The 19,919-nt window shown below is 67.1% G+C and carries 19 protein-coding genes; 7 read left to right on the top strand and 12 right to left on the bottom strand.

Features of this window, described 5'->3' with window-relative positions:
- Positions 1-135: 135 nt before the first annotated feature.
- Positions 136-306 carry a hypothetical protein gene (locus K368_RS23690; RefSeq protein ID WP_245259472.1) on the top strand — a complete coding sequence of 57 codons (171 nt, stop codon included), beginning with the start codon at positions 136-138 and terminating at the stop codon, positions 304-306.
- A 135-nt stretch (positions 307-441) separates the two neighbouring features.
- Here K368_RS23690 and K368_RS0101950 read toward each other — a convergent pair whose 3' ends face one another.
- The gene (locus K368_RS0101950) at positions 442-6,216 is read right to left on the bottom strand and encodes a DUF3320 domain-containing protein (protein ID WP_027170913.1); all 5,775 of its coding nucleotides are present in this window, start codon (positions 6,214-6,216) and stop codon (positions 442-444) included.
- A gap of 306 nt (positions 6,217-6,522) precedes the next feature.
- Here K368_RS0101950 and K368_RS0101945 point away from each other — a divergent pair, with 306 nt between their 5' ends.
- The 4 genes from K368_RS0101945 to K368_RS0101930 all read left to right on the top strand — a co-directional run bounded on the left by K368_RS0101945 (position 6,523) and on the right by K368_RS0101930 (position 10,061).
- Positions 6,523-6,846, top strand: a complete 324-nt coding sequence (locus K368_RS0101945) for a hypothetical protein (RefSeq protein ID WP_027170912.1) — start codon at positions 6,523-6,525, stop codon at positions 6,844-6,846.
- Positions 6,843-8,363, top strand: a complete 1,521-nt coding sequence (locus tag K368_RS23685; RefSeq protein WP_051439718.1) for a PepSY-associated TM helix domain-containing protein — start codon at positions 6,843-6,845, stop codon at positions 8,361-8,363. The genes K368_RS0101945 and K368_RS23685 overlap by 4 nt, the downstream gene beginning before the upstream one ends.
- Positions 8,360-8,698, top strand: coding sequence for a DUF3325 domain-containing protein (locus tag K368_RS0101935; protein ID WP_027170911.1), 339 nt, complete (start codon positions 8,360-8,362; stop codon positions 8,696-8,698). Before K368_RS23685 ends, K368_RS0101935 begins: the two co-directional genes overlap by 4 nt.
- Before the next feature lie 73 nt (positions 8,699-8,771).
- Entirely contained in the window at positions 8,772-10,061 is a 1,290-nt protein-coding gene (locus K368_RS0101930; protein ID WP_027170910.1) for an ArgE/DapE family deacylase, read from the top strand.
- Between the two features lie 73 nt (positions 10,062-10,134).
- Here the strand turns inward: K368_RS0101930 and K368_RS0101925 are convergent, their stop codons facing one another.
- Positions 10,135-10,881, bottom strand: coding sequence for a glucose 1-dehydrogenase (locus K368_RS0101925; RefSeq protein WP_027170909.1), 747 nt, complete (start codon positions 10,879-10,881; stop codon positions 10,135-10,137).
- A gap of 107 nt (positions 10,882-10,988) precedes the next feature.
- On the opposite strand from K368_RS0101925, the gene K368_RS0101920 reads away from it, so the two are divergent.
- Positions 10,989-11,342: a helix-turn-helix domain-containing protein gene (locus K368_RS0101920; protein WP_027170908.1), complete on the top strand. Its 354-nt coding sequence runs from the start codon at positions 10,989-10,991 to the stop codon at positions 11,340-11,342.
- Positions 11,343-11,743: 401 nt separating this feature from the next.
- On the top strand, positions 11,744-13,564 hold the full coding sequence (gene typA, locus K368_RS0101915; protein ID WP_027170907.1) for a translational GTPase TypA: 1,821 nt from the start codon (positions 11,744-11,746) through the stop codon (positions 13,562-13,564).
- A gap of 77 nt (positions 13,565-13,641) precedes the next feature.
- Here the strand turns inward: typA and K368_RS0101910 are convergent, their stop codons facing one another.
- The 10 genes from K368_RS0101910 to K368_RS0101875 form a co-directional block, all read right to left on the bottom strand.
- Positions 13,642-15,297, bottom strand: coding sequence for an acyl-CoA synthetase (locus K368_RS0101910; RefSeq protein WP_036265892.1), 1,656 nt, complete (start codon positions 15,295-15,297; stop codon positions 13,642-13,644).
- A 119-nt stretch (positions 15,298-15,416) separates the two neighbouring features.
- Positions 15,417-15,581, bottom strand: a complete 165-nt coding sequence (locus tag K368_RS26960) for a hypothetical protein (RefSeq protein ID WP_197030967.1) — start codon at positions 15,579-15,581, stop codon at positions 15,417-15,419.
- Positions 15,582-15,633: 52 nt separating this feature from the next.
- Positions 15,634-15,882, bottom strand: coding sequence for a hypothetical protein (locus K368_RS0101900; RefSeq protein ID WP_027170905.1), 249 nt, complete (start codon positions 15,880-15,882; stop codon positions 15,634-15,636).
- Positions 15,883-16,221 carry a hypothetical protein gene (locus tag K368_RS0101895; RefSeq protein ID WP_027170904.1) on the bottom strand — a complete coding sequence of 113 codons (339 nt, stop codon included), beginning with the start codon at positions 16,219-16,221 and terminating at the stop codon, positions 15,883-15,885. It lies immediately after the preceding gene.
- Positions 16,222-16,272: 51 nt separating this feature from the next.
- Positions 16,273-16,596: a hypothetical protein gene (locus K368_RS27225; protein WP_245259471.1), complete on the bottom strand. Its 324-nt coding sequence runs from the start codon at positions 16,594-16,596 to the stop codon at positions 16,273-16,275.
- Positions 16,590-16,895 (bottom strand): DUF2254 family protein, encoded by a 306-nt coding sequence (locus K368_RS27550; RefSeq protein ID WP_280940216.1) that lies wholly within the window; start codon positions 16,893-16,895, stop codon positions 16,590-16,592. Before K368_RS27550 ends, K368_RS27225 begins: the two co-directional genes overlap by 7 nt.
- A 59-nt stretch (positions 16,896-16,954) precedes the next feature.
- Positions 16,955-17,530, bottom strand: coding sequence for a DUF2254 family protein (locus K368_RS27545; RefSeq protein ID WP_280940215.1), 576 nt, complete (start codon positions 17,528-17,530; stop codon positions 16,955-16,957).
- Between the two features lie 93 nt (positions 17,531-17,623).
- Positions 17,624-18,598, bottom strand: a complete 975-nt coding sequence (cysK, locus tag K368_RS0101885; protein ID WP_027170903.1) for a cysteine synthase A — start codon at positions 18,596-18,598, stop codon at positions 17,624-17,626.
- A 280-nt stretch (positions 18,599-18,878) separates the two neighbouring features.
- Complete coding sequence (locus K368_RS26955) at positions 18,879-19,049, bottom strand: hypothetical protein (protein ID WP_197030966.1); 171 nt, start codon at positions 19,047-19,049, stop codon at positions 18,879-18,881.
- A 368-nt stretch (positions 19,050-19,417) separates the two neighbouring features.
- Positions 19,418-19,912, bottom strand: a complete 495-nt coding sequence (locus K368_RS0101875; protein ID WP_027170902.1) for an META domain-containing protein — start codon at positions 19,910-19,912, stop codon at positions 19,418-19,420.
- Between the last annotated feature and the right edge of the window lie 7 nt (positions 19,913-19,919).

Genomic DNA, 19,919 nt, shown 5'->3' with positions numbered 1-19,919 from the left:
ATGCAGGGCTTCGCAGGATATCGTGCATCTCATGCACGGACTGCATGAGTGGTATTTGGCGTTTGGTATACCAGTGCGACGGGGAGGCTGTCATACATGCTGCAACGCAAACGCATCGCCCCGAGGAACACCGACATGACCGCTCTCATTCTCACCGCCGTCGCCGTCGCCGCTGCCGCCAACGTCTCCCTGGTGGCTTTCGTGGCCGATCGCCTGACCCCCACGACCGGCACCTCCACCGTCACGGCGGGCGAGCTCGTCCTCGTGAACGACAACGCTCCCGAAGCCCTCAAGCTCGCAGCCTAATCCACGTCGCACGGCTTCAAAGTCACCGCCATCGGCCCCGCCTTACCAGGCGGGGCTTTTTCATGTCGCGTACCGCCATAAACCCCGGCGCATGGCGGTCGAAAGGGGCGTCGCGTGGCGGTCGATCCGCCCGTCTCATCCGACGGGTTTCGGGGCCGACGCTTCGCTCTCCCGCGCGAGCGAGGCGGCCTCGGCGAACCGGGTGCGTACCGCCTCGCTCATCCGCCCAAGGCCCAGTTGCGCGGCCATCCGCGCCTCGATGCCGGGTGCCGGATCGAGGTCGCGGGCGAGGCCTGCGAGCTCCTGCAGCGGGATGTCGCCGGGCCCCCGATTCTCCCTTCCCGCCGGCCTGAACCTCACCGGCCCGGCAGGGGCGGCTTCCGGCCAGAGCACGATGCGGTCGCCCTCGCTGGTGTGGGGGCAGTGGGGATCGACGGCCCCCAGCGCGCGCTGACGCAGGCGGGCCGTGATCCGCGAAAAGCCGTGGGCGCGCAGGAGGCGCTCGGCGAGAATATCAGCGAAAACAGGGCCTTCCCGCGCGACGACCTCGGCCGCCATCGCGGCGAGCGTGGCCTCGTAACCCGCATCGTGGAACCGCCCGGCATCGGGAGAGAAGCCCGACAGGTGGGCCGGTTCATAGAGGCCGGGGGGCTTCGCCGGAGGGACGTCAGGGGCGGCCGGCTCGGTCACGACCGGCTCCGGTTGCGCCCTGTCGGCGTCGAGATCGGCCCGCAAAGCCCTGTCGAGCCGGTCGAGGGCGCCCTCGGCATCGTTCCACCAATCCGTGCTCCAGACCCGGTGGATGCGCCAGCCAAGGTCGGTGAGCACCCATTCGCGCAGGCGGTCCCTGTCCCGCGCCGTCGCCGCCCGATGGTAGGTCGCCCCATCGCATTCAACCCCCGCGAGGTAGCGACCCGGAGCGTCGGGATGGACGATGCCGAGGTCGATCCGAAAGGCGGAAACGCCCACCTGCGGTACGATTCTCCAGCCCCGCGCGGCCAAAGCCGCCATCACCGCGCCCTCGAAGAGCGATTCGATGTCTCCCCCCGTCGGCGCGGCCGCCGTTTCGAGGGCGCGGGCGCCGTGTTCGGCGAAATCAAGGAAGTGCTTGAAGTCGCGCACGCCGCGCGCGCTGCCGCGTCCGAGATCCACCTGATCGGCCCGCATCGACGAGAAGACCACCAGTTCGCGCCGGGCGCGGGTGATCGCCACGTTGAGGCGGCGGTGGCCACCCTCGCGGTTGAGCGAGCTGATTTGTCCGGTGATCCGGCCCGCCGCGTCGGGGCCCGCCGCCACCGAGAACAGGATCACGTCGCGCTCGTCGCCCTGAACGGTCTCGAGATTCTTCACGAAGACCGGCTCCTTCCAGGTCCGCCCGTCGAAGAACCGCTCCAGTTCCGGCCTTCCCCGCCGCTCGGCATCGAGCAGGTTCTCGATCAGCCGCTGCTGCTCGCCGTTGAAGGTGACGATGCCGAGCGAACGCTCCTCCGCCGCGAAGGCCGGTGCCGTGAGGCGGGCGACCACCTCCGCCACCAGGACGCGCGCTTCCGGCCGGTTCACCCGCGCGCCGCCGCGCTCGTAGAGGCCATCGGCCACGTAATGCAGCCGCACCGCCCGGTCTTCGGTGACGGGAGAGGGGAAGGTGACGAGGCCGCCGCGATAATAGTGCCGGTTCGAGAAGGCGATGAGGCTCTCGTGCCGGCTCCTGTAGTGCCAGGCGAGCCGCCTTTGCGGCAGGTTCGCGGCCAGGCACTCGTCGAGGATGCTTTCCTGGTCGGCGACGTCGAGACCGTCAGCGATCTCGTCGACGCCGCGATCCCCCACAGTGGTGGGCGGCAATTGCTCAGGGTCGCCGACGATGACCACCCGCCGGCCCCGCGCGATGGCGCCGATGGCGTCCCAGGGGGCGATCTGCGAGGCTTCGTCGAAGATGACGATGTCGAAGGGCTTCGCCTCGGCCGGCCAGTACTGGGCGATGGAAAGCGGGCTCATCATCAGGCAGGGCGTCAGCCGGGTCAGCGCGTTCGGCATCCGCGCGAAGAGCTGGCGCAGGGGCATGTGCCTCGCGCGCTTGGTGATTTCGCGGGCCAGCGTGCCCCATTCGGGGTCGGTGCCGAAGGCGCCGGCGAGCGGCACACCACCACCGATACGGGCACGCACCGCCGCGCCTGCGAGGCCGGAAAGGCGGGAATCGGCCTCGCCGAAGCCCCAGATCGCGTCCTCGTGCCGCTGGCCCATGAAATCGCGCAGGCGGACGTCGTCGGTGACGGCATGGTCGATCCACCAGCGCGCATACGCGCCCTCGAAGGCCGTCAGGATGGCGTCGTCCCGCAGCGTCCCCGCCTCGATCGCGGCGACGAGCGGGCCGAGTCCCACCTTCGTCGCTTCGCCCGCCGCCATCTGCCAGCTCGTCCAGGCCTGTGCCTTGGGCAGCGCTTTGCGCCAGCGTTCCGCCACGGCGAGGGTACCGGCCACCCAATCACCGTCCGTCTCCACCGGGCGGTCGGGCTTGGCCCTGCCGACCAGACGCCCGAGCGTCTCGATCGCCTTCACGGCGGCGCTCTTCCGGGTCCCGAACTCGTCCTTCGCCAGGGCGAGACTGCCGCCGGCCTCGAGACGGCCATCCTCGGTGTCGAGGAAGCCGGCGAGCTTCGCCCTGACAAAGTCCGGGCCTCCAACGAGGGGAGCCATCGCGGTGATGACCGGCGCCAGCCGCGTCGCCCAGGCCATCGGGGCGGTGAACAGCTCGGCGGAGGCCGCCGGATCCGACCAGGGATGCCCGAGCTCCGCGGCGGCGCTCGCGAGAACCTCCGCCAGAGGGGCCTGTGCCGTCTGCAGGGCCTTGATCTCGGCGAGGGTGACAAGGTCCGGCCCCATATCCTCCGGCGCGTTGCCTTGCGCGAAGGGGGCGAGCAGGCCGCGAATCCGGCTGAGGCGCCGCCCCCGGAGGAAGAAGTTCGAGGCTTTCGCCTCGCGCCACTCGGCCAGCAGGCGGTCGAGGTCGCTGCCGAACACCGAGGGGGCGTAGGGGACGAAGAGCCGGGCGTTCCGCCGGGCAAGCTCGTCCTGCCGGGTGCGGCGGGCGTCAACGGCTTGGCGCAAAGCCGCACCTCCGGGGCCGAGGAAGCGCAAGCCCATGCGCGCCTCCGGCCGGAACAGGGCGGTGGCGAGGGAGGACAGCGCGCGCAGGCCGTCATAGGTGCGGCCGAGGGGCTCGAGTCCCATCGCCTCGGCGAAACGATGGCCGGATCTGACGAAATCCGGAAGGGTTCGGATGAGTTCGGGAACAGCCTGTTCCATCTCGGCCCGCCACAGGGGCGACCATGCGATCGCGCCGATGCCCCGGAGGGGATGGTTAGCGATATCGCCAACGATGGGGCGAAGGGCTGCAAGCTCCTTGCACTGGGCGCGCAGGCTCTCCCGGTGGCCGGGCGCGGAGGTCGCGTCCTTCGGCCAGACAAGGCTGAGCCCGTCCCGGCCGGCCTGCCGGTCGGCGATGACCCGGCCCATGGCCGAGTGAGCGCTGAGGCCGTTCGCTCGTGTGCCGTGCAGGCTCTCCACCACGCCGTTCAGGCCCTCCCGGCGGCGCTGGAGGTCGGCGGCCGCCTCGTTCCAGGGGACGGGCTCGCCGCCCCTCGCGGTCCAGGCATCGCGCAATTGCGCGATGACATGCGTTTTCTGAGCCTTGGCCGCATGGACTTCGAGGCAGCAGGCGCCCAGCCCCACCGCGTCGAGGCGTCGGCGAACCACGTCCAGGGCGGCGCTCTTCTGCGAGACGAACAGCACCGTGCGCCCCAGGGCCAGGCATTGCGCGATCATGTTGGCGATGGTCTGGCTCTTGCCGGTGCCGGGCGGCCCGAACAGCACGAAATCCTTGCCCGCCGCCGCCGCGAGGATCGCCGAGACCTGGGAGGAATCGGCCAGCAGCGGCGTGAAGATGCCGGAGGGCGGATGCTCCGCGTCGAGGCGTTCCGGCACGGGAAAGCCCGTCCCGTCGCCGTAAGCCTGTTTCGGCGTGTCGAGGAGGTGGCGCACCACCGGGCTGCGCTTCAGCAGATCCGCGCGCTCGCTCAGATCCTTCCACATCAGGAACTTGGTGAAGGAGAAGGCCGAGAGCACTACCTCGGTCGTGACCTCGAACCCCTTGAGGTCGCGGATATGGGTGCGCACGATCCGCCAGATGCCCTCGACGTCGATGCCGCCTTCGTCGCCCGGCAGGCCATCCGCGAAAACCGGTATGTCGAGGTCGAAATCCCGGCGTAGCATCTCCAGCAGCGTCGGGTTGAGGCGCGCCTCCTCGTCGTGGCGGACGAGGCGGAAGCCGGCGCGCACGCTGGCGCGGGTCAGGGCCGCCGGCACCAGCAGCAGCGGTGCCCGGGCGGGCGGCATGCCGTTGCCACGGGTCCAGGTAAGGAAGCCGAAGGCGAGGAACAGGACGTTGGCGCCGCCCTCCTCGAAACTGCCCCGCGCGAGCCGGAACAGGTCGGTTAGGCGGGCCTCCAGTTCCTCCGCCCCGACATCGGCGGCGATCTCACCGCGTTCGTGGTCCGCGGCGCCGTTCGGCGCCTCGGGAGCGGGCCGGGCGACGAGCCGGAAGGCGCGGCCCGCCGCGAGGGCGTCCTCGAACGCGCCCGGCTCTGTGCAATCGAGGGTGAGTGATCCCTTGCCCGGTTTGAAGTTGAGGAGCTTGTTCCGAAGGGTCAGGTCGAGGAGCCGCAGCTTCCAGGCTTCGAGCCGGTCGCGGGGCTCCCGCCGGGACGGGTCGATGCGGGCAGCGGGAAGATCCTCGACGAAGGATGGCGGCGCGCCGAGCGCCTGGGCGAGCGGAGCGGCGATCTCCGGAGTCACCGCCTGTGCGCTGGGCTCGTCCGTATCGAGAGGCGAGATGCCGGACAGCCGGGCGCGCCGCAGATCGAGGACCATCTCCAGGGGCACCTCGGCATCCGGCTCGATCAGGCGCGCGCCGGCCGCCACCGCGTCCGTGAAAGACCCTGGCGGATCGGCTGCGAGAACCGTGGTCTCGATCAGGATCAGCTCCTGCAGGTCACGGCGCTTTCGCAGGGCCTGGGCGTCGTCGCCGACCCTTTCCGGCAGGATCTCGTCCATGAGCCACAGCCCGAGGAGCGCGTGACCGCGGGTAAGGATCAGGAGCGGATTGAGCCCGGCCTGCTCGCAGCAGGCGGCCCAGAGCAGGGTGAGGTCGAGGCAGGTGGCGAGTCGCCGCTCCACGATCGCGCCGGGCTCGCGGACCTTTTGTCCCGACCGTTCGAAGCTCGCGGTCGGCAGGATGTAGGTGATCCGCAGGGCCGCCATCGCCGCGTGGATCGCCTCCGCCATCTCCCAGGCCCTGGCTCGCCTGCCGCTGCGATAGCCGTCGAAGGCGGTGCTCCGCCTTGCCCGTTCCAGGATTGCGGCGGCGGAACGCAGGATGCCGTCCACCGCCGGGTCGTTCGGTCTCACGAAGGCCGCGAGCAGTTCGGGCGCCGCATCCGCGCCTCCCCAATGGGAGGGGGGCAGGAGCCGCAGGTCGAACTCCTCCCGGGCGATCTCGCCCGCCAGATCGGTCCCCTCGGTTGGAGCCGTCAACGACAGCGTGACGGTACACAGCCGGCTCTCCCGCAATCCGGCGAGGATCGCTCCGTCGATCCGGAGGTCCGGCGCATCGATGCGCTGGAGGCCCCCCGCCGCGATTCGCTGGATCGGCAGGGTAAGGGGGCGAAACAGCGGCGGTATCGCCGAGATGCTGAGCGTCACATCGCAAAGGTCGGCATCGCCGCCATGGGTCAGGGTGATGTCCCGGATGAGCGGGATCCCGTTCTGCCAGGATGCGACGCTGGCATGATCGGCGATCGTGCAGGCGAGACCGCAACGCGTGCGAGCCTCCTCCGACACCTCGAGCGTATCGTCCATCGCGCCCGGTTCCTCGCCAGTCGCCGAGGGTTCTACAGGCCTCGCGCTCGTGCCCGCAAGCGTTGCGCGGCGACCGCTCCGATGCTCGTCGGGCCCGCGGTTCGTCTGACTCCCGTGGTTCGCTGTGCTTGGAATCGTTCCACAACATAGCGATTGCCCGGGCAAGACGAGGCTCTGTATAGCGATGGGTGATCGGCATCTCGATGAAGCTGCCGGTCGTCGCGGCGTGGAGGCCATTCGTTTAGCTGGCGTTCCGTTGCCGAGCCCGCCTGCCGTTCGCTCCTCGCAATCCGGTGCTGCCTGCCAATGACGGATACGACCAAGCCGAATGCATGGCCATCGCAGGGACGCTACCGCCTGATGGTGGCGGGCCGGACCCTCCTCGCGATCTTCGGTGGCTATGCTCTAGCAGCGATCGCCACGGCCTTCCTCTCCCTGACCTTGCCCCTCGACCGTTCGGAGGCGGTTGCCGCCGCCACCCTGGCGAGCTTCGCGATCATGGCGGCAGCGGTGATCTGGGTCTTCTCCGCCCGGACCCTAGCCCGCGCCGCGATCGGACTGGCGCTTCCGGCTTTGTGCATGGGCGCCGGTCTCTGGCTCGCCCTCGGCAGCGTGGTGCAACCCGCATGAAGCATGGGTTTCGCCAATCGATGGCGTGGCTGCACACCTGGGCGGGGCTCATCACCGGCTGGGTGATGTTCGCCGTCTTCGTCACCGGCACCGCCACCTATTACAAGTCCGACATCTCTCTCTGGATGCGGCCCGAGCTCCGGGCGCAGGCGGAATACGACGTGGTCCGCGCGGCCGAACTCGGCGTCGCCCATCTCAAGGTCCACGCGCCGAAGGCCATGGCTTGGTTCGTCGGCATGCCGCAGCCCGACAAGCCGTATATCGGCGCGTATTGGATGGTCACGCCGGACGGCGAGTTCGGCAAGGCCCTCCTCAATCCCGACACCGGGGCGCCGACAGAGGCCCGGGCGACGCAGGGCGGCGACTTCTTCTACCGCTTCCATTTCGAATTGCAGATGCTCCCGGCCCTCGGCCGCTGGATCGTCGGCATCTGCGCGATGGTTCTGCTCGTCGCCCTCATCAGCGGCATCGTCACCCATCGCCGGATCTTCGCCGATTTCTTCACCTTCCGCCGTTCGAAATCCGCCCAGCGCGGCTGGCTCGACGCGCACAACGTTACCGGTGTTCTGGCGCTGCCGTTCCACCTGATGATCACCTATACGGGCATCGTCTCGCTCGCGCTCATGTACATGCCGTGGGGAATGGTGAGCGCCTACAAGGGCGACGAACTGCGCTTCTATGTCGAGTCCGGCCAGATGCCGACCTGGCGAGCCGCCGAGGGCAAGCCGGCCGAGCCGGCGCCGCTCGGTCCTATCATCCGCCGCGCCCAGGCCGAGGTGAGCGAGCCGCTTGAGATGGTCTCGATCAACAATCCCGGTGATGCCAATGCCACCGTGGTGGCGGTGTTCGAGGAGCCCCATGGGCTCGCCCATCGCCACCCGCAGATCGCCTTCCACGCGGTGACTGGAGAGGTGGTCGAACGGACCGGGCCGCTGAAACCGGCGGCGCATGCCTATACGAGCTTCGTCGGCCTGCACGAGGCGCATTTCGCCGGGCCGGCCCTGCGCATCCTGTTCTTCCTATCCGGCCTGATGGGCTGCGCCGCCATCGCCACTGGCCTCGTCCTGTGGACCGTGGCGCGGGCGCCGAAGGGCGTTGTCCGTCTCGCCCCCGGCTGGCGCCTCGTTCATGCGCTCAATATCGGTACGATCCTCGGCCTGCCAATCGGAATGGCGGCACTCTTCCTCGCCAACCGCCTTGTTCCGGTGGAGTGGGCCGCCAGGGAGTCCTGGGAAGGAGGCGTGTTCTTCGGAAGCTGGCTCCTCGCCGCCCTGATCCCCCTCGCCCGCCCGCATCGCCGGGCATGGAGCGAGATGAGCTATGTCGCCGCGCTCCTCTTCCTCGCCGTCCCCCCGGTCGACTGGGTGCGGATGGGGTGGCGCACCGACTTCCTGGGCTTCGACGCCGCCATGGTGGCGCTCGCGCTGGTCTTCCTCTTCGGCGCGCGGAGGCTCGGGCGCCACGAGGGCCAGCGGAGGGAGGCTACCCGCACCACCGGAGATCTCGCCCGAGCATGACGCCCGTTGCCGTGTCCCTCACCTCACTCCTGAGCTTCTCCGGCCTCGCCTGCCTCTGTCTGAGCATGGACCGGCATGGCCGGACCCTGTTCCACGGGCGCCCCTCCCCGCGCCGGGACAGGGCGTTCCGCGTTGCCGGTTGGCTTTTCATCGCCTTGGCCTTCGCGGCCGCCGTCACCACGGCTGACTGGAACTTCGGTCCGGTGCAATGGCTCGGCTCGCTCACCGGGGCCGCGCTCTTCGTCGTGGCGCTAATGTCCTATCGTCCGGCCTGGATCCGCCCGGCGGCCATCGCGGCGCTTCCCCTCGCCATAGCCATCGCATTCTTCGTCTGAGCTGGTACCGGGCTCCCGCCTGGCAGGATGGGGCTTTATGAAGGTGTTGGACGGGTTTTCACGAGGACGACCGATGGTGCTCGACGCTGCTCTCGCGGACCGCATCACCGCCTCCGTGGAACGGGGCTTCGCCGATCAGGTGGCACATACCCAGGCGCTTGTTCGATTCGGCTCGGTGCGGGGCGCCGAGCATGCGATTCAGGACCAAGTCTTCCGTTGTCTGAAGGACCGTGGCTACGCCATGGAGCGGGTCCACATGGATCATGCGGCGATTGCTGCGCATCCCGGCGGGGGACGGATCGCGCCTGACCATTCCGACGCGCCCATCGTCGTCGGCATCCACCGTCCCCGCCATGAGACCGGCCGCTCGCTGATCCTGCAGGCGCATGTGGACGTCGTGCCCCCCGGCCCCCTCGACCTGTGGAGACATCCGCCCTTCGATCCTGTGATCCAGGGAGACTGGATGTATGGACGGGGTGCCGCCGACATGAAGGCCGGCCACGCTGCCAACCTCTTCGCCCTCGATGCGTTGGCTCGGATCGGCCTTCAGCCGGCTGCCACGGTGACGGTCCAGTCTGTGGTCGAGGAGGAATCCACCGGCAACGGCGCTCTCATGACACATTTGCACGGCTACCGGGCCGATGCCGTACTGATCCCCGAGCCCGAGGATGAGAAGCTCGTCCGCGCCAATACCGGCGTGCTGTGGTTCACCGTCGAGGTGCGGGGCACACCTGTCCATGTCCGTAAGATGGGGGCGGGGGCCAACGCCATCGATGCGGCCTATCGGGTGATCGGGGCCCTCCGCGAACTCGAGGAATCGTGGAACGACCGCAAGGCGGGGCGCCGCCATTTCGAGGGCGAAGCGCATCCGATCAACCTCAATGTCGGCCGGATCGAGGGGGGCGATTGGGCGTCATCGGTGCCCGCTTGGTGCCGGATCGCGTGCCGGATCGCAATCTATCCGGGCGTCGCCGCGGCGGATGCGGCACGCGAGATCGAGAGGGCGGTAGCGGACTTCGCCCGGACCGATCCGTTCCTGGCAAAGACGCCGCCGCTGGTGGCCTTCAATGGTTTCTTCTCGGAAGGCTACGAGTTGGACGAGGGCTCGGAGGCCGAGGCGGTGCTCGCTACCGCACACAAGCGGGCCATGGGGACCGACCTTCGGAGCTTCATGTCGCCGAGCTATCTCGATACCCGCATCCATGCCCTCTACGATCGAGTTCCAGCCCTCTGCTACGGGCCGATCAGCGAGAACATCCACGGTTTCGACGAACGTGTCAGCCTCGCTTCGGTCAAGCGGATCACCACCGCGATCGCGCTGTTCGTGGCCGAATGGTGCGGGACCGAGGCGCTCGGCCGATAGGCGCGGGCGTCGCGGCCTGTGTTCCCGTGCGTGCTCCTGCCGCCGGAGTACGCACGCGTAGCGGTGCCTCGCGTCAGCGAATGCCGCCGCTGGCGGTGATGTTCTCGCCTGTCAACCAACGGGCATCGTCCGAAGCGAGGAAGGAGACGACCTCGGCGATATCGTCCGGCTGGCCGGCCCGGCCGAGCGGTGTCTGCGCGATGAACCCGGCTTCCATATCGGAGCCGACGATGCCGGCTGTGTGGGTGCCCTCGGTCACTACGAAGCCGGGGCTGACCACGTTGACACGGATCTTACGTGGGGCAAGCTCGTTGGCGAGGACGTCCGAGATCGCGTTCAAGGCCCCCTTGGTGCCGGCATAGACCCCTGCGCTCGGCGTATGCACATGGGTGATCGCCGAGGAGATATTGACGACGCTGCCGCCTTCTCCGAGATGCTTGGCCGCCGCCTGGGTCGCCAGCAGGACGCCGAGCACGTTGACGTCGAAGAGACGGCGATAATGCTCTTCGGTGATTTCCTCGATCGACGCGAATTCATAGACGCCGGAATTGTTGACTAGCACGTCCAGACGGCCGAACCGCTTTACTGCTGCCTCGATCAATTCCTGTGCCTGGGCGGCCTTGGAGACGTCCGCCTGGACTGCAATGGCCTTGCCTCCGGCCGATGTGATGGTCTCGACGACGGCGTCGGCACCGGCCTTGCTCGATGCATAATTGACCACTACGGCCGCGCCGTCCTTCGCCAGGGCTTTGGCGATCGCCGCACCGATGCCCTTCGATCCGCCGGTCACCACGGCGACCTTTCCGTCAAGCTTCGACATGTGTGTTATCCTTCGTCAAGAACTGGCCCCAGAACGGCTGCCTTGGTTCCATAGTTCTGAACTTCGGAACTAAACAAGCGAAGATCAAGCCCCCATATGGACGAATTATGAGGCCCCTGTTTCACCCGGCGATTGAGGACATCCAGCCGCAAGCGATCCTCCACGCCCTGTCCGATCCTCGCCGCGCGGTGATCTTCGCGCGGATCAGGAGCGCGGGCTGCGTCGAGGCTTGCTCGGCCTTGTCCGCGATGGGAGACCAAATCATCCCGAAATCCTCGCTCTCGAGCCATTTCAAGGTGCTGCGCGAGGCCGGATTGATCCACTGCGAACGTCACGGCGTGGAGATGCGGAACCGCTCGCGTTGCGCCGAGGTAGAGTCTCGCTTTCCAGGTCTGCTGGCCGCGATCATGAGCGCCTACGCATCGAGCATCGACGCGAGCGCGTGCGGGACAGGCGAGTAACTGCCGGCGCGTCGCCTTGCATCGTGAATGCCCTGGGCTCGGACGGATGCCGGACGTGGTCCATCGGCTTGGTGGCGTTCACGGTCGCATTGGCGCCATTGCTCAGGCCGAGCCGGAGGCGGATGCTCGTCTCAGGGTTGTTCTTTTCCTGCGCGGCAGACTGCATGCGGACCGCATGACAGCGTCACCGGTCTTCGCTGTTTCCGCGCATGAAGCGCCGGGCTTGAAGCTGCGGCACGCGGGGCCGCGTGAGATGAGTAGCAGACACGCAGCCCATACCCCTTGCCGGAACGCCCGACACCTTATATTGCGACGCGATAGCTCGATCCCGTGACCCGGCGCTGCCGGCCGCATCCCCGCGGCCCGTCGCGTGACGGGCTCTTCTCGCTGCCGGATACCTTATGAAGCTTCGCAATATCGCCATCATCGCCCACGTCGACCACGGCAAGACGACACTTGTCGACAAGCTCCTGTCCCAGTCAGGGTCGTTTCGAGACAACCAGCGCGTCGAAGAGCGCGCGATGGATTCGAACGACCTCGAGAAGGAGCGCGGCATCACCATCCTGGCCAAGGCGACCTCGGTCGTCTGGAAGGATACGCGCGTCAACGTCGTTGACACCCCCGGCCACGCCGATTTCGGCGGCGAGGTGGAGCGTATCCTCTCGATGGTGGACGGCGTGATCGTCCTCGTCGATGCCGCCGAGGGCCCGATGCCCCAGACCAAGTTCGTGGTCGGCAAGGCCCTCAAGATTGGCCTGAAGCCCATCGTGGCGATCAACAAGGTCGACCGTCCGGACGCCCGCATCACCGAAGTGGTGAATGAGGTGTTCGACCTCTTCGCCGCTCTCGACGCTACCGACGACCAGCTTGATTTCCCGATTCTCTACGGTTCGGGCCGCGCCGGCTGGATGGCGACGTCGCCCGACGGATCCCAGGAAGACGGTCTCGCGCCGCTCTTCGACCTCGTGCTCTCGCACGTGCCCCAGGCCAAGGTCGAAGAGGGTCCGTTCCGGATGCTCGGCACCCTGCTCGAAGCCAACCCCTTCCTCGGCCGCATCATCACCGGCCGCATCGCATCCGGCACCGTGAAGCCGAACCAGGCCATCAAGGTCATGGACCGCACGGGCAAGCTCGTGGAGACCGGTCGCGTCTCGAAGATCCTGGCCTTCCGCGGCCTGGAGCGCGCGCCCATCGACATCGGTGAGGCGGGCGACATCGTCTCCATCGCCGGCCTCGTGAAGGGCACCGTGGCGGACACCTTCTGTGACCCGCAGGTCGAGACCCCGATCCAGGCCCAGCCGATCGATCCGCCCACTGTCACCATGTCCTTCATCGTCAATGATTCGCCCCTGGCTGGCACCGAAGGCGACAAGGTGACGAGCCGCATGATCCGCGACCGCCTGTTCAAGGAGGCCGAGGGCAACGTCACGCTCAAGATCGAAGAAGCGGCCGACAAGGATTCGTTCTTCGTCTCTGGCCGCGGCGAGTTGCAACTGGCCATCCTGATCGAGACGATGCGCCGCGAAGGCTTCGAGATCGCCGTGTCGCGTCCTCGCGTAGTTCTCTCCAAGGATGAGAATGACAACGTCCTCGAGCCGGTCGAGGAGGTCGTGGTCGACGTGGACGAGGAGTACTCGGGCGTCGTCGTGCAGAAGATGTCCGAGCGCAAGGCCGAGATGATTGAGATGCGGCCCTCCGGCGGTAGCCGTCTGCGCCTCGTCTTCCACGCGCCGACCCGTGGCCTCATCGGCTACCAGGGCGAGCTCATGACCGACACGCGCGGTACGGCGATCATGAACCGCCTGTTCAAGGCCTACGAGCTCTACAAGGGCGAGATGCCCGGCCGTCGCAACGGCGTTCTGATCTCGAACGACAAGGGCGAGGCGGTGGCTTACGCCATGTGGAACCTGGAAGATCGCGGCCCGATGATGATCGAGCCCGGTGCCAAGGTCTATCAGGGCATGATCATCGGCGAGCACAACCGCGAGAACGATCTCGAGGTGAACGTGCTCAAGGGCAAGAAGCTCACCAACATCCGCACCACTTCGAAGGACGAGGCCGTGCGCCTCACGCCGCCGATCCGCATGACCCTGGAGCGTTCGCTCGCCTGGATCCAGGACGACGAGCTGATGGAGGTCACGCCGAAGTCGATCCGCCTGCGCAAGACCTATCTCGACCCCAACGAGCGTAAGCGCTTCGAGCGGTCGGGCGGCGTCGCCTGAAGGGCGTTCAACGATTTGAACCATACGAAGGCCGGGCTCATTGCCCGGCCTTTTCTTTTTGAGTGGAGTTGGCGCCCTCACTCGGTCTTCGCCCGCTTTCGCAGCAGGTATTTCTGCACCTTGCCCGTCGAGGTCTTGGGCAGCTCGCCGAAGACGACGTGACGGGGGAGCTTGTAGCCGGCCAGACGCTCGCGGCACCAGGCGATGAGGGCGTCGGCTTCCACCGTGGCGCCGGGCTTCAGCTCCGCGAAAGCCATCGGCGTTTCGCCCCATTTCTCGTCCGGCCGGGCCACCACGGCTGCGGCCGAGACGGCGGGATGGCGGAACAGGGCGTCCTCGACCTCGATGGAGGAGATGTTTTCGCCGCCTGAGATGATGATGTCCTTGGAGCGGTCCTTCAACTGGATGTAGCCGTCCGGGTGCTTGACCCCGAAATCGCCGGAGCGGAACCAGCCACCCTTGAAAGCGTCTTGCGTGGCGGCAGGGTTCTTCAAGTAGCCGCGCATCACCACGTTGCCACGGAACATCGCCTCACCCAGTGTCTCGCCGTCGGCAGGCACCGATTCGCAGGTCTCGGGATCGCGAATGTCGAAGCCCTCCAGCACGGGGTAGCGCACGCCCTGTCGCGCCATTTTTTCCGCGCGCGCGTCCGCATCCAGCGCGTCCCAGTCCCGGTGCCAGGCATTCACGACGGCCGGTCCGTAGGTCTCGGTGAGGCCGTAGAGATGCGTGACGTCGAAGCCGGCGCTGCCCATGGCGGCCAGCACTGCCTGGGGCGGAGGTGCTGCTGCCGTTAGGAAAGCGACCCGGTGGGGCAGGGGGCGGCGCTCGGCCTCAGAGGCGTTGAGCAGAAGTTGCATCACGATCGGCGCGCCACAGAGATGGGTGACGCCGTGCTCGGCGATGGCCGCATAGAGCGCGCCGGCCCGTACCTGCCGCAAGCAGACATGGGTGCCGGCGACCACCGACAGGGTCCATGGGAAGCACCACCCGTTGCAATGGAACATCGGCAGGGTCCAGAGATAGACCGGGTGCTGCCCGAGTTGGCCGGTGATCACGTTGCCGAGTGACAGGAGCGCCGCGCCGCGGTGATGATAGACCACTCCCTTCGGGTCACCGGTGGTGCCCGAGGTGTAGTTGAGCGAGATCGCGTCCCATTCGTCCGCCGGCATCGCCCAGTCGGACGCCGGATCGCCCTCCGCCAATAGTGCCTCGTAACCGAGGCTTCCGATCGTGGCGTCATCACCGGTGAAGACCGGATCGTCGACATCGATGACGAGGGGCTTGTGCCGTGCCTGTTCCAGGGCGGGGTCGACGATTCGGCTGAACTCCCGGTCGGTGATCAGCACCCTGGCCTCGCCATGATCGAGGCAGAAGGCGAGGGCGGCCGCGTCGAGACGGGTGTTCAGGGTGTTGAGCACGGCGCCGGCCATCGGCACTCCGTAATGACACTCGATCATCTCGGGGGTGTTGGCGAGCATCACCGCCACCGTGTCGCCCCGACCGATGTCGCGCGCTTTGAGAGCCGCCGCGAGACGCCGGCTGCGCTCGTAGAGCTCCCCATAGGTTCGGCGCAGCTCACCGTGGATCACCGCCACATGATCCGGAAACACCCGCGCCGCTCGATCGAGGTAACTCAGTGGTGTCAGCGGCTGGTGATTGGCCGGGTTTCGGTCGAGGTCCCGGTCGTAGATCGTCGTTTTGTCTCCTACGACGGCATCGGGGGCATTCATGGCGTCTGTCTCCCTTTGGGATACAGTACCCGCCTCGCCGGTGGGCTCAATGGCCTTCTCTATTCGTGGACGAAGGGCATGTCTCGATTAACGACCACGCCCTTCATCGCCACAATCCTTCAGCCGCCACCGGGGTCGGTCTCGTCATCGGGTGTCTTGCCGCCCTGCGGCCCTTGTCCCGGCTTGCCGTCGGTCTTCTCGTTCGGATCCATTACGGCATCGGGTGCCGAGTTGGCCGGCTTTCCCTGTGGTGGATTATCCTTCTTGTCCGTATCGTCCGCCATGGGCGTTCCTTTCCTTCACTCGAAGCGTCACGTCGGCCCCTGCCGGGGTGTCTCACCGCTTGCGGTCCGATTGGCCATCCGATGAACCGCCCACGGGCGTCGGGTTGCGCCCGGCCTCGTCAGCGTCCTTGTCCCAGCTCGCCTTCCGGTCGGCGTCGCTGAGGCCGCCCGAATCGATGCCGGTGATGTCCGCCTGTTGCGCAGTCTGATGCCCACCTTCCACCGCAGGCTTGCCCCGGGATCCGACCTCGTTGGGCTTGCGCGTCGCGGCATCGGTGGGCTGCTTGTCGAAATCCGACATCTAGCTCTCCTCGTCCTTGCCGACGCTCGCGGTGGCGCGATCGATCGAATCCCTCGCCGCCGCACTCGGAGGCTTAGCTTTCTGCGATGCATCGCCGATGGCCCGGATGTTCTCCGCAGGCACTTCCGCCTCCGTCTGGTCGGTGGCGTCTTCACTCGGCGTCCCGGACGCGATACGGGCGGTCTCGGCCTCTCCCGAGGGATCGCCTTTTAGGTCAGCTTGCGTACGGGACGGAATGCCAACGTCGCGGGCATTGTCCTGGCCGGGATTCTGGCCGTTTCGATCGGTATAGGCGTCGAAATCCTTCAGCGAAGGGCGCTGGCGCGGTTCATCCGTCATGGTGTCCTCCAATGTTGGAAGTTCAACCACTCCATGGGCCGCGAGGTTGCGTCAGCGCCGATGGCCGACGACGGCGTGCGCGGCGCGCAAGGATTCGAGATCGTCGGGCAGGTCGAGGTGCTTCTCCGCCCGCGCGAGGGCATTATCCGCCTCCCGGCGTGCGGCCGCCTGAAAGCCGGGGCCGTCAATGGCGTGAAGGGCGGCGAGCGCCTTTTGCAGACGCACCGCGACCTCGGCGCAGGCGGCACCATCGCGGCCGATGTGACGGAACGCGTCGGCGAACAGGTCCGCCGCCTCGATGCCGGGCACGCGCAGGCGTGGGTAGGTCTCGGCCCGTGTTGGGGCGGCCCGGCATTCGGCCCAGAGCGTCAGCACCCGCACTTGCGTGCCGATGACGTGATCGGCGTGCCGGGATCGTTGATCGCCGCAGACAGCCCGCGCGAGGCAACCTCTGAGAGGACGATGATGCCGAAGCATGGATCATCGTCGAAGCTGCGCCTGTCGCCGATGACGACGGCCTTGGTGATGCCGGCCAGGGTCGCGGCGTCGGGATTGTCGTCGATCTTTAACAGGATCCGGCCCCGATGGACGAAGCTGCCGGGTAGGACCGCTACCGCTAGGTGCAGGACAAGGTCCGACGCCTCGGCGAGTGCCTCCAGTGCCCCGGAATCCACGTGCTGGAGTAGCCCATGCTCTGTGCCTGCACGGCGATCGCGCCCTCCGGTGCGGCGCACTAGGGCAGCCCACCGAGATAGGGTGCCTCGGCCCGCCCCCTGATCGAGGCGCAGGCCGCCTCCTCAATGGCGTCGACGGTCTCGCCGACCCGGCCGAGATGGGCCAGGGTGTCGATCCAGCGCACCAGGGTGAGGACCGCCGAAGCGAAGACGACGAGGGTGAAGCCAAACAGGATGACCCGGCCCTGGTCGCCGTAGAGATGGGTCTTGAGCGCGATCAGCCCGACCACGCTGTAGACGAAGGCGCCGATGAAGCTCGCTACCGCATTCTGCGTGCGGGTATCCTCCATCAGCAGGGTCACGGCACGGGGCGTCACGTTGCTGGTGGCGCCGCCATAGGCCTGCACCATGATCGAGAGCGAGCATGTCGCCACCGGCAACATGCTCGTCGCGAGCACGGACAGGATCTGGTCGACGGCGTCGGCGCCGATCGATCGGGCTATCTCGATGGGGATCAGCGGCGCGCCGAGGGCCGTGGCGAGCGCGGCCGCTACACCGGCTCCGTAGAATGCAGCCACCCGCAGCCAGGGGCTGCGGGTGGCGCGGCGGATCCGATACAGGGCAGTCGAGCACAAGGGCGGCCTTCAGAAAGGGGTTCGAAAGCCACAGGGAGAAAGCGCCGTCGTCGTGGAAAAGTCGGCCCCGTGGGCAGGGCCGTCCGTCGGAGGTTAGATTCCCTCGAAGAGCGCCGAGGAAATGTAGCGTTCGGCGAAGGAGCAGGCCACCGTGACGATGCGCTTGCCCTGGAACTCCGGCCGTGCCGCCAGCTTCAGCGCTGCGGCGACGTTGCCGCCGGTGGAGATGCCTCCAGGGATGCCTTCGAGCTTGGCGAGAAGCCGGGCGGTGTCGAAGGCTTCCTGGTTCGAGACGGTGATCACCTCGTCGATGACTTCGCGGTCGAGGTTGCCCGGGATGAAGCCGGCGCCGATGCCCTGGATCTTATGCGGGCCGGGCTGGCCGCCGGAGATGACGGGCGAATCGGTAGGCTCGACGGCGATCACCTTGAGATTCGGCAGGCGCGGCTTCAGCACGCTGCCGACACCCGTGATCGTCCCGCCCGTGCCGACGCCGGCGACGAAGGCGTCGAGCTGGCCCTGGGTGTCGTTCCAGATCTCTTCGGCCGTGGTCTTGCGGTGAATTTCGGGGTTGGCCGGGTTCGAGAATTGCTGCGGCATGATCGAGCCGGGAATTTCGTTCAGAAGTTCCTCGGCTTTGCTGATCGCGCCCTTCATGCCCTGCGGGCCTGGGGTGAGGGCCAGCTCCGCGCCGAGGAAAGCCAGCATCTTGCGGCGTTCGAGGGACATGGTCTCGGGCATCACGAGGATCAGGCGGTAGCCGCGTGCCGCCGCTACGAAGGCCAGGGCGATGCCGGTGTTGCCGGAAGTGGGCTCCACCAGCGTACCGCCCGGCTTCAACTGGCCGGAGGCTTCGAGGGCGTCGATCATGTTGACGCCGATACGATCCTTCACGCTCGCGATCGGGTTGAAGAACTCGAGCTTGAGCAGGATCTCGGCATCGACGCCGCGTTCCTTGGTGATGCGGTTGAGCCGGACCAGGGGTGTATTGCCGATCGTCTCGGTGATCGAGCCATAGATATGGCCGTGGCCGGGTTTGCGGGTCTGCGAGGGGCTGGTGTCGGCCATGACGAGATCTCCTGATCGGCTCTTACGCATCGCGAAGGCCTCGACAGGCCCTGCGCTCGGTATGCGCCGGGATATCGCGTCGTTCTATGCGAGGCAATCGGCAATGGCCGCAGGGCAAAGACAAATCTTCTCTGTCTTCAACGATCTGATTCATCAGTAGAAGTATTGATTTGCCTGGTGACAGGCCAAGAGAATGTTGTTCTTGCTACGTCGCCCGTGACTCGTCGTCCCGGACCTTTTGTGCGGTCTCGCCATGATCGATGCCTGGATCAGGCGGTGTTCACGAGAACAGGACCATTGCCGAGAGCACAAGGATAGTCGCGCAGAACGGTGTCGACAGCGCGATCCGGAAGGCCCCCGGATGCAGGCTCGGCGGGCAGGTATAGACCGCCTCTTCGCGAGCGCCGCTGCGGACGACGCTCCCCGTCGCCCATTCCAGTCGCTTCACCATTTCGCTTCCCCCGCTTCAACCGCGATCGGCAGAAGGCGATGGGGGCATTGAACGAGGGGTAAAGCCGGGCCGGAGACCTCGGATCGTCGTCAACGCGGCCTTAAAGCGAAGTCCACATTCGTAAGGGAGCCGGCGTCAGGGCGCCTTACATACCGGCACCGAGGAGGCGGGCTGGGCATCGGACTGCCGCGCCTGCACGTCAGCGTTGTTCATCCATCGAACGGATGGGGCCGGTAGGGTAGCTCCACGCGCTTCCGGCCTCGATTCCGTTGCGGTGAGCCGAGTCGGCTGTCTCTCGCGAAACGTCCATCGCAGCGCGTGTTCGCCCAGGGAAGGACGGCCGGTGACCGGCCGTGCTGCGGAGAAATCTAAAGCGCGCGATCGAACTTCAACTCGCCCTTCTGGCTCTTGATCACCAGCTGCGACCCGACGAGGTCCCACTGGGCGGCGGTGCGCAGGGCGATGAAGAAGTCCTGCTCGCTGGCGCCGGTACCCTTATCGCAGGGCTTCTTCGTGAGAGCGAGGGGGCCGACGGCGAGGTGCTGCTCGCGCAGGGGGAAGGCCGTGGCGGCGAAAGTGTTGCAGCCGCCATAGCCACGAGCGCGGTACTGCTTATCGATGATGAAGCTCGGCCGGTCGGTGCCGTTGAAGGGCTTGCCGTTGAGGCTCACGGCGGTCCAGGTCGCATCGAGCGGAAACATCTTCTCCTGGGCCTTGGCCGCCGGAACGTACTGCTTCTTCTCGGGCTTCTCGCGGTTGTCCTTGCCGAAGCCGGTGACGTTGGATCCCTGCGCCATTGCGCCCGTCGCCAGCATCCCCGCCGTCGCGGCACAAGCCATCGCGGCGAACAGCATCGCTCTCATCGTCAGG

The sequence above is a fragment of the Methylobacterium sp. 10 genome, assembly GCF_000519085.1.
Lineage (GTDB): Bacteria > Pseudomonadota > Alphaproteobacteria > Rhizobiales > Beijerinckiaceae > Methylobacterium.
This window is presented reverse-complemented; position numbering and strand designations above follow the sequence as displayed.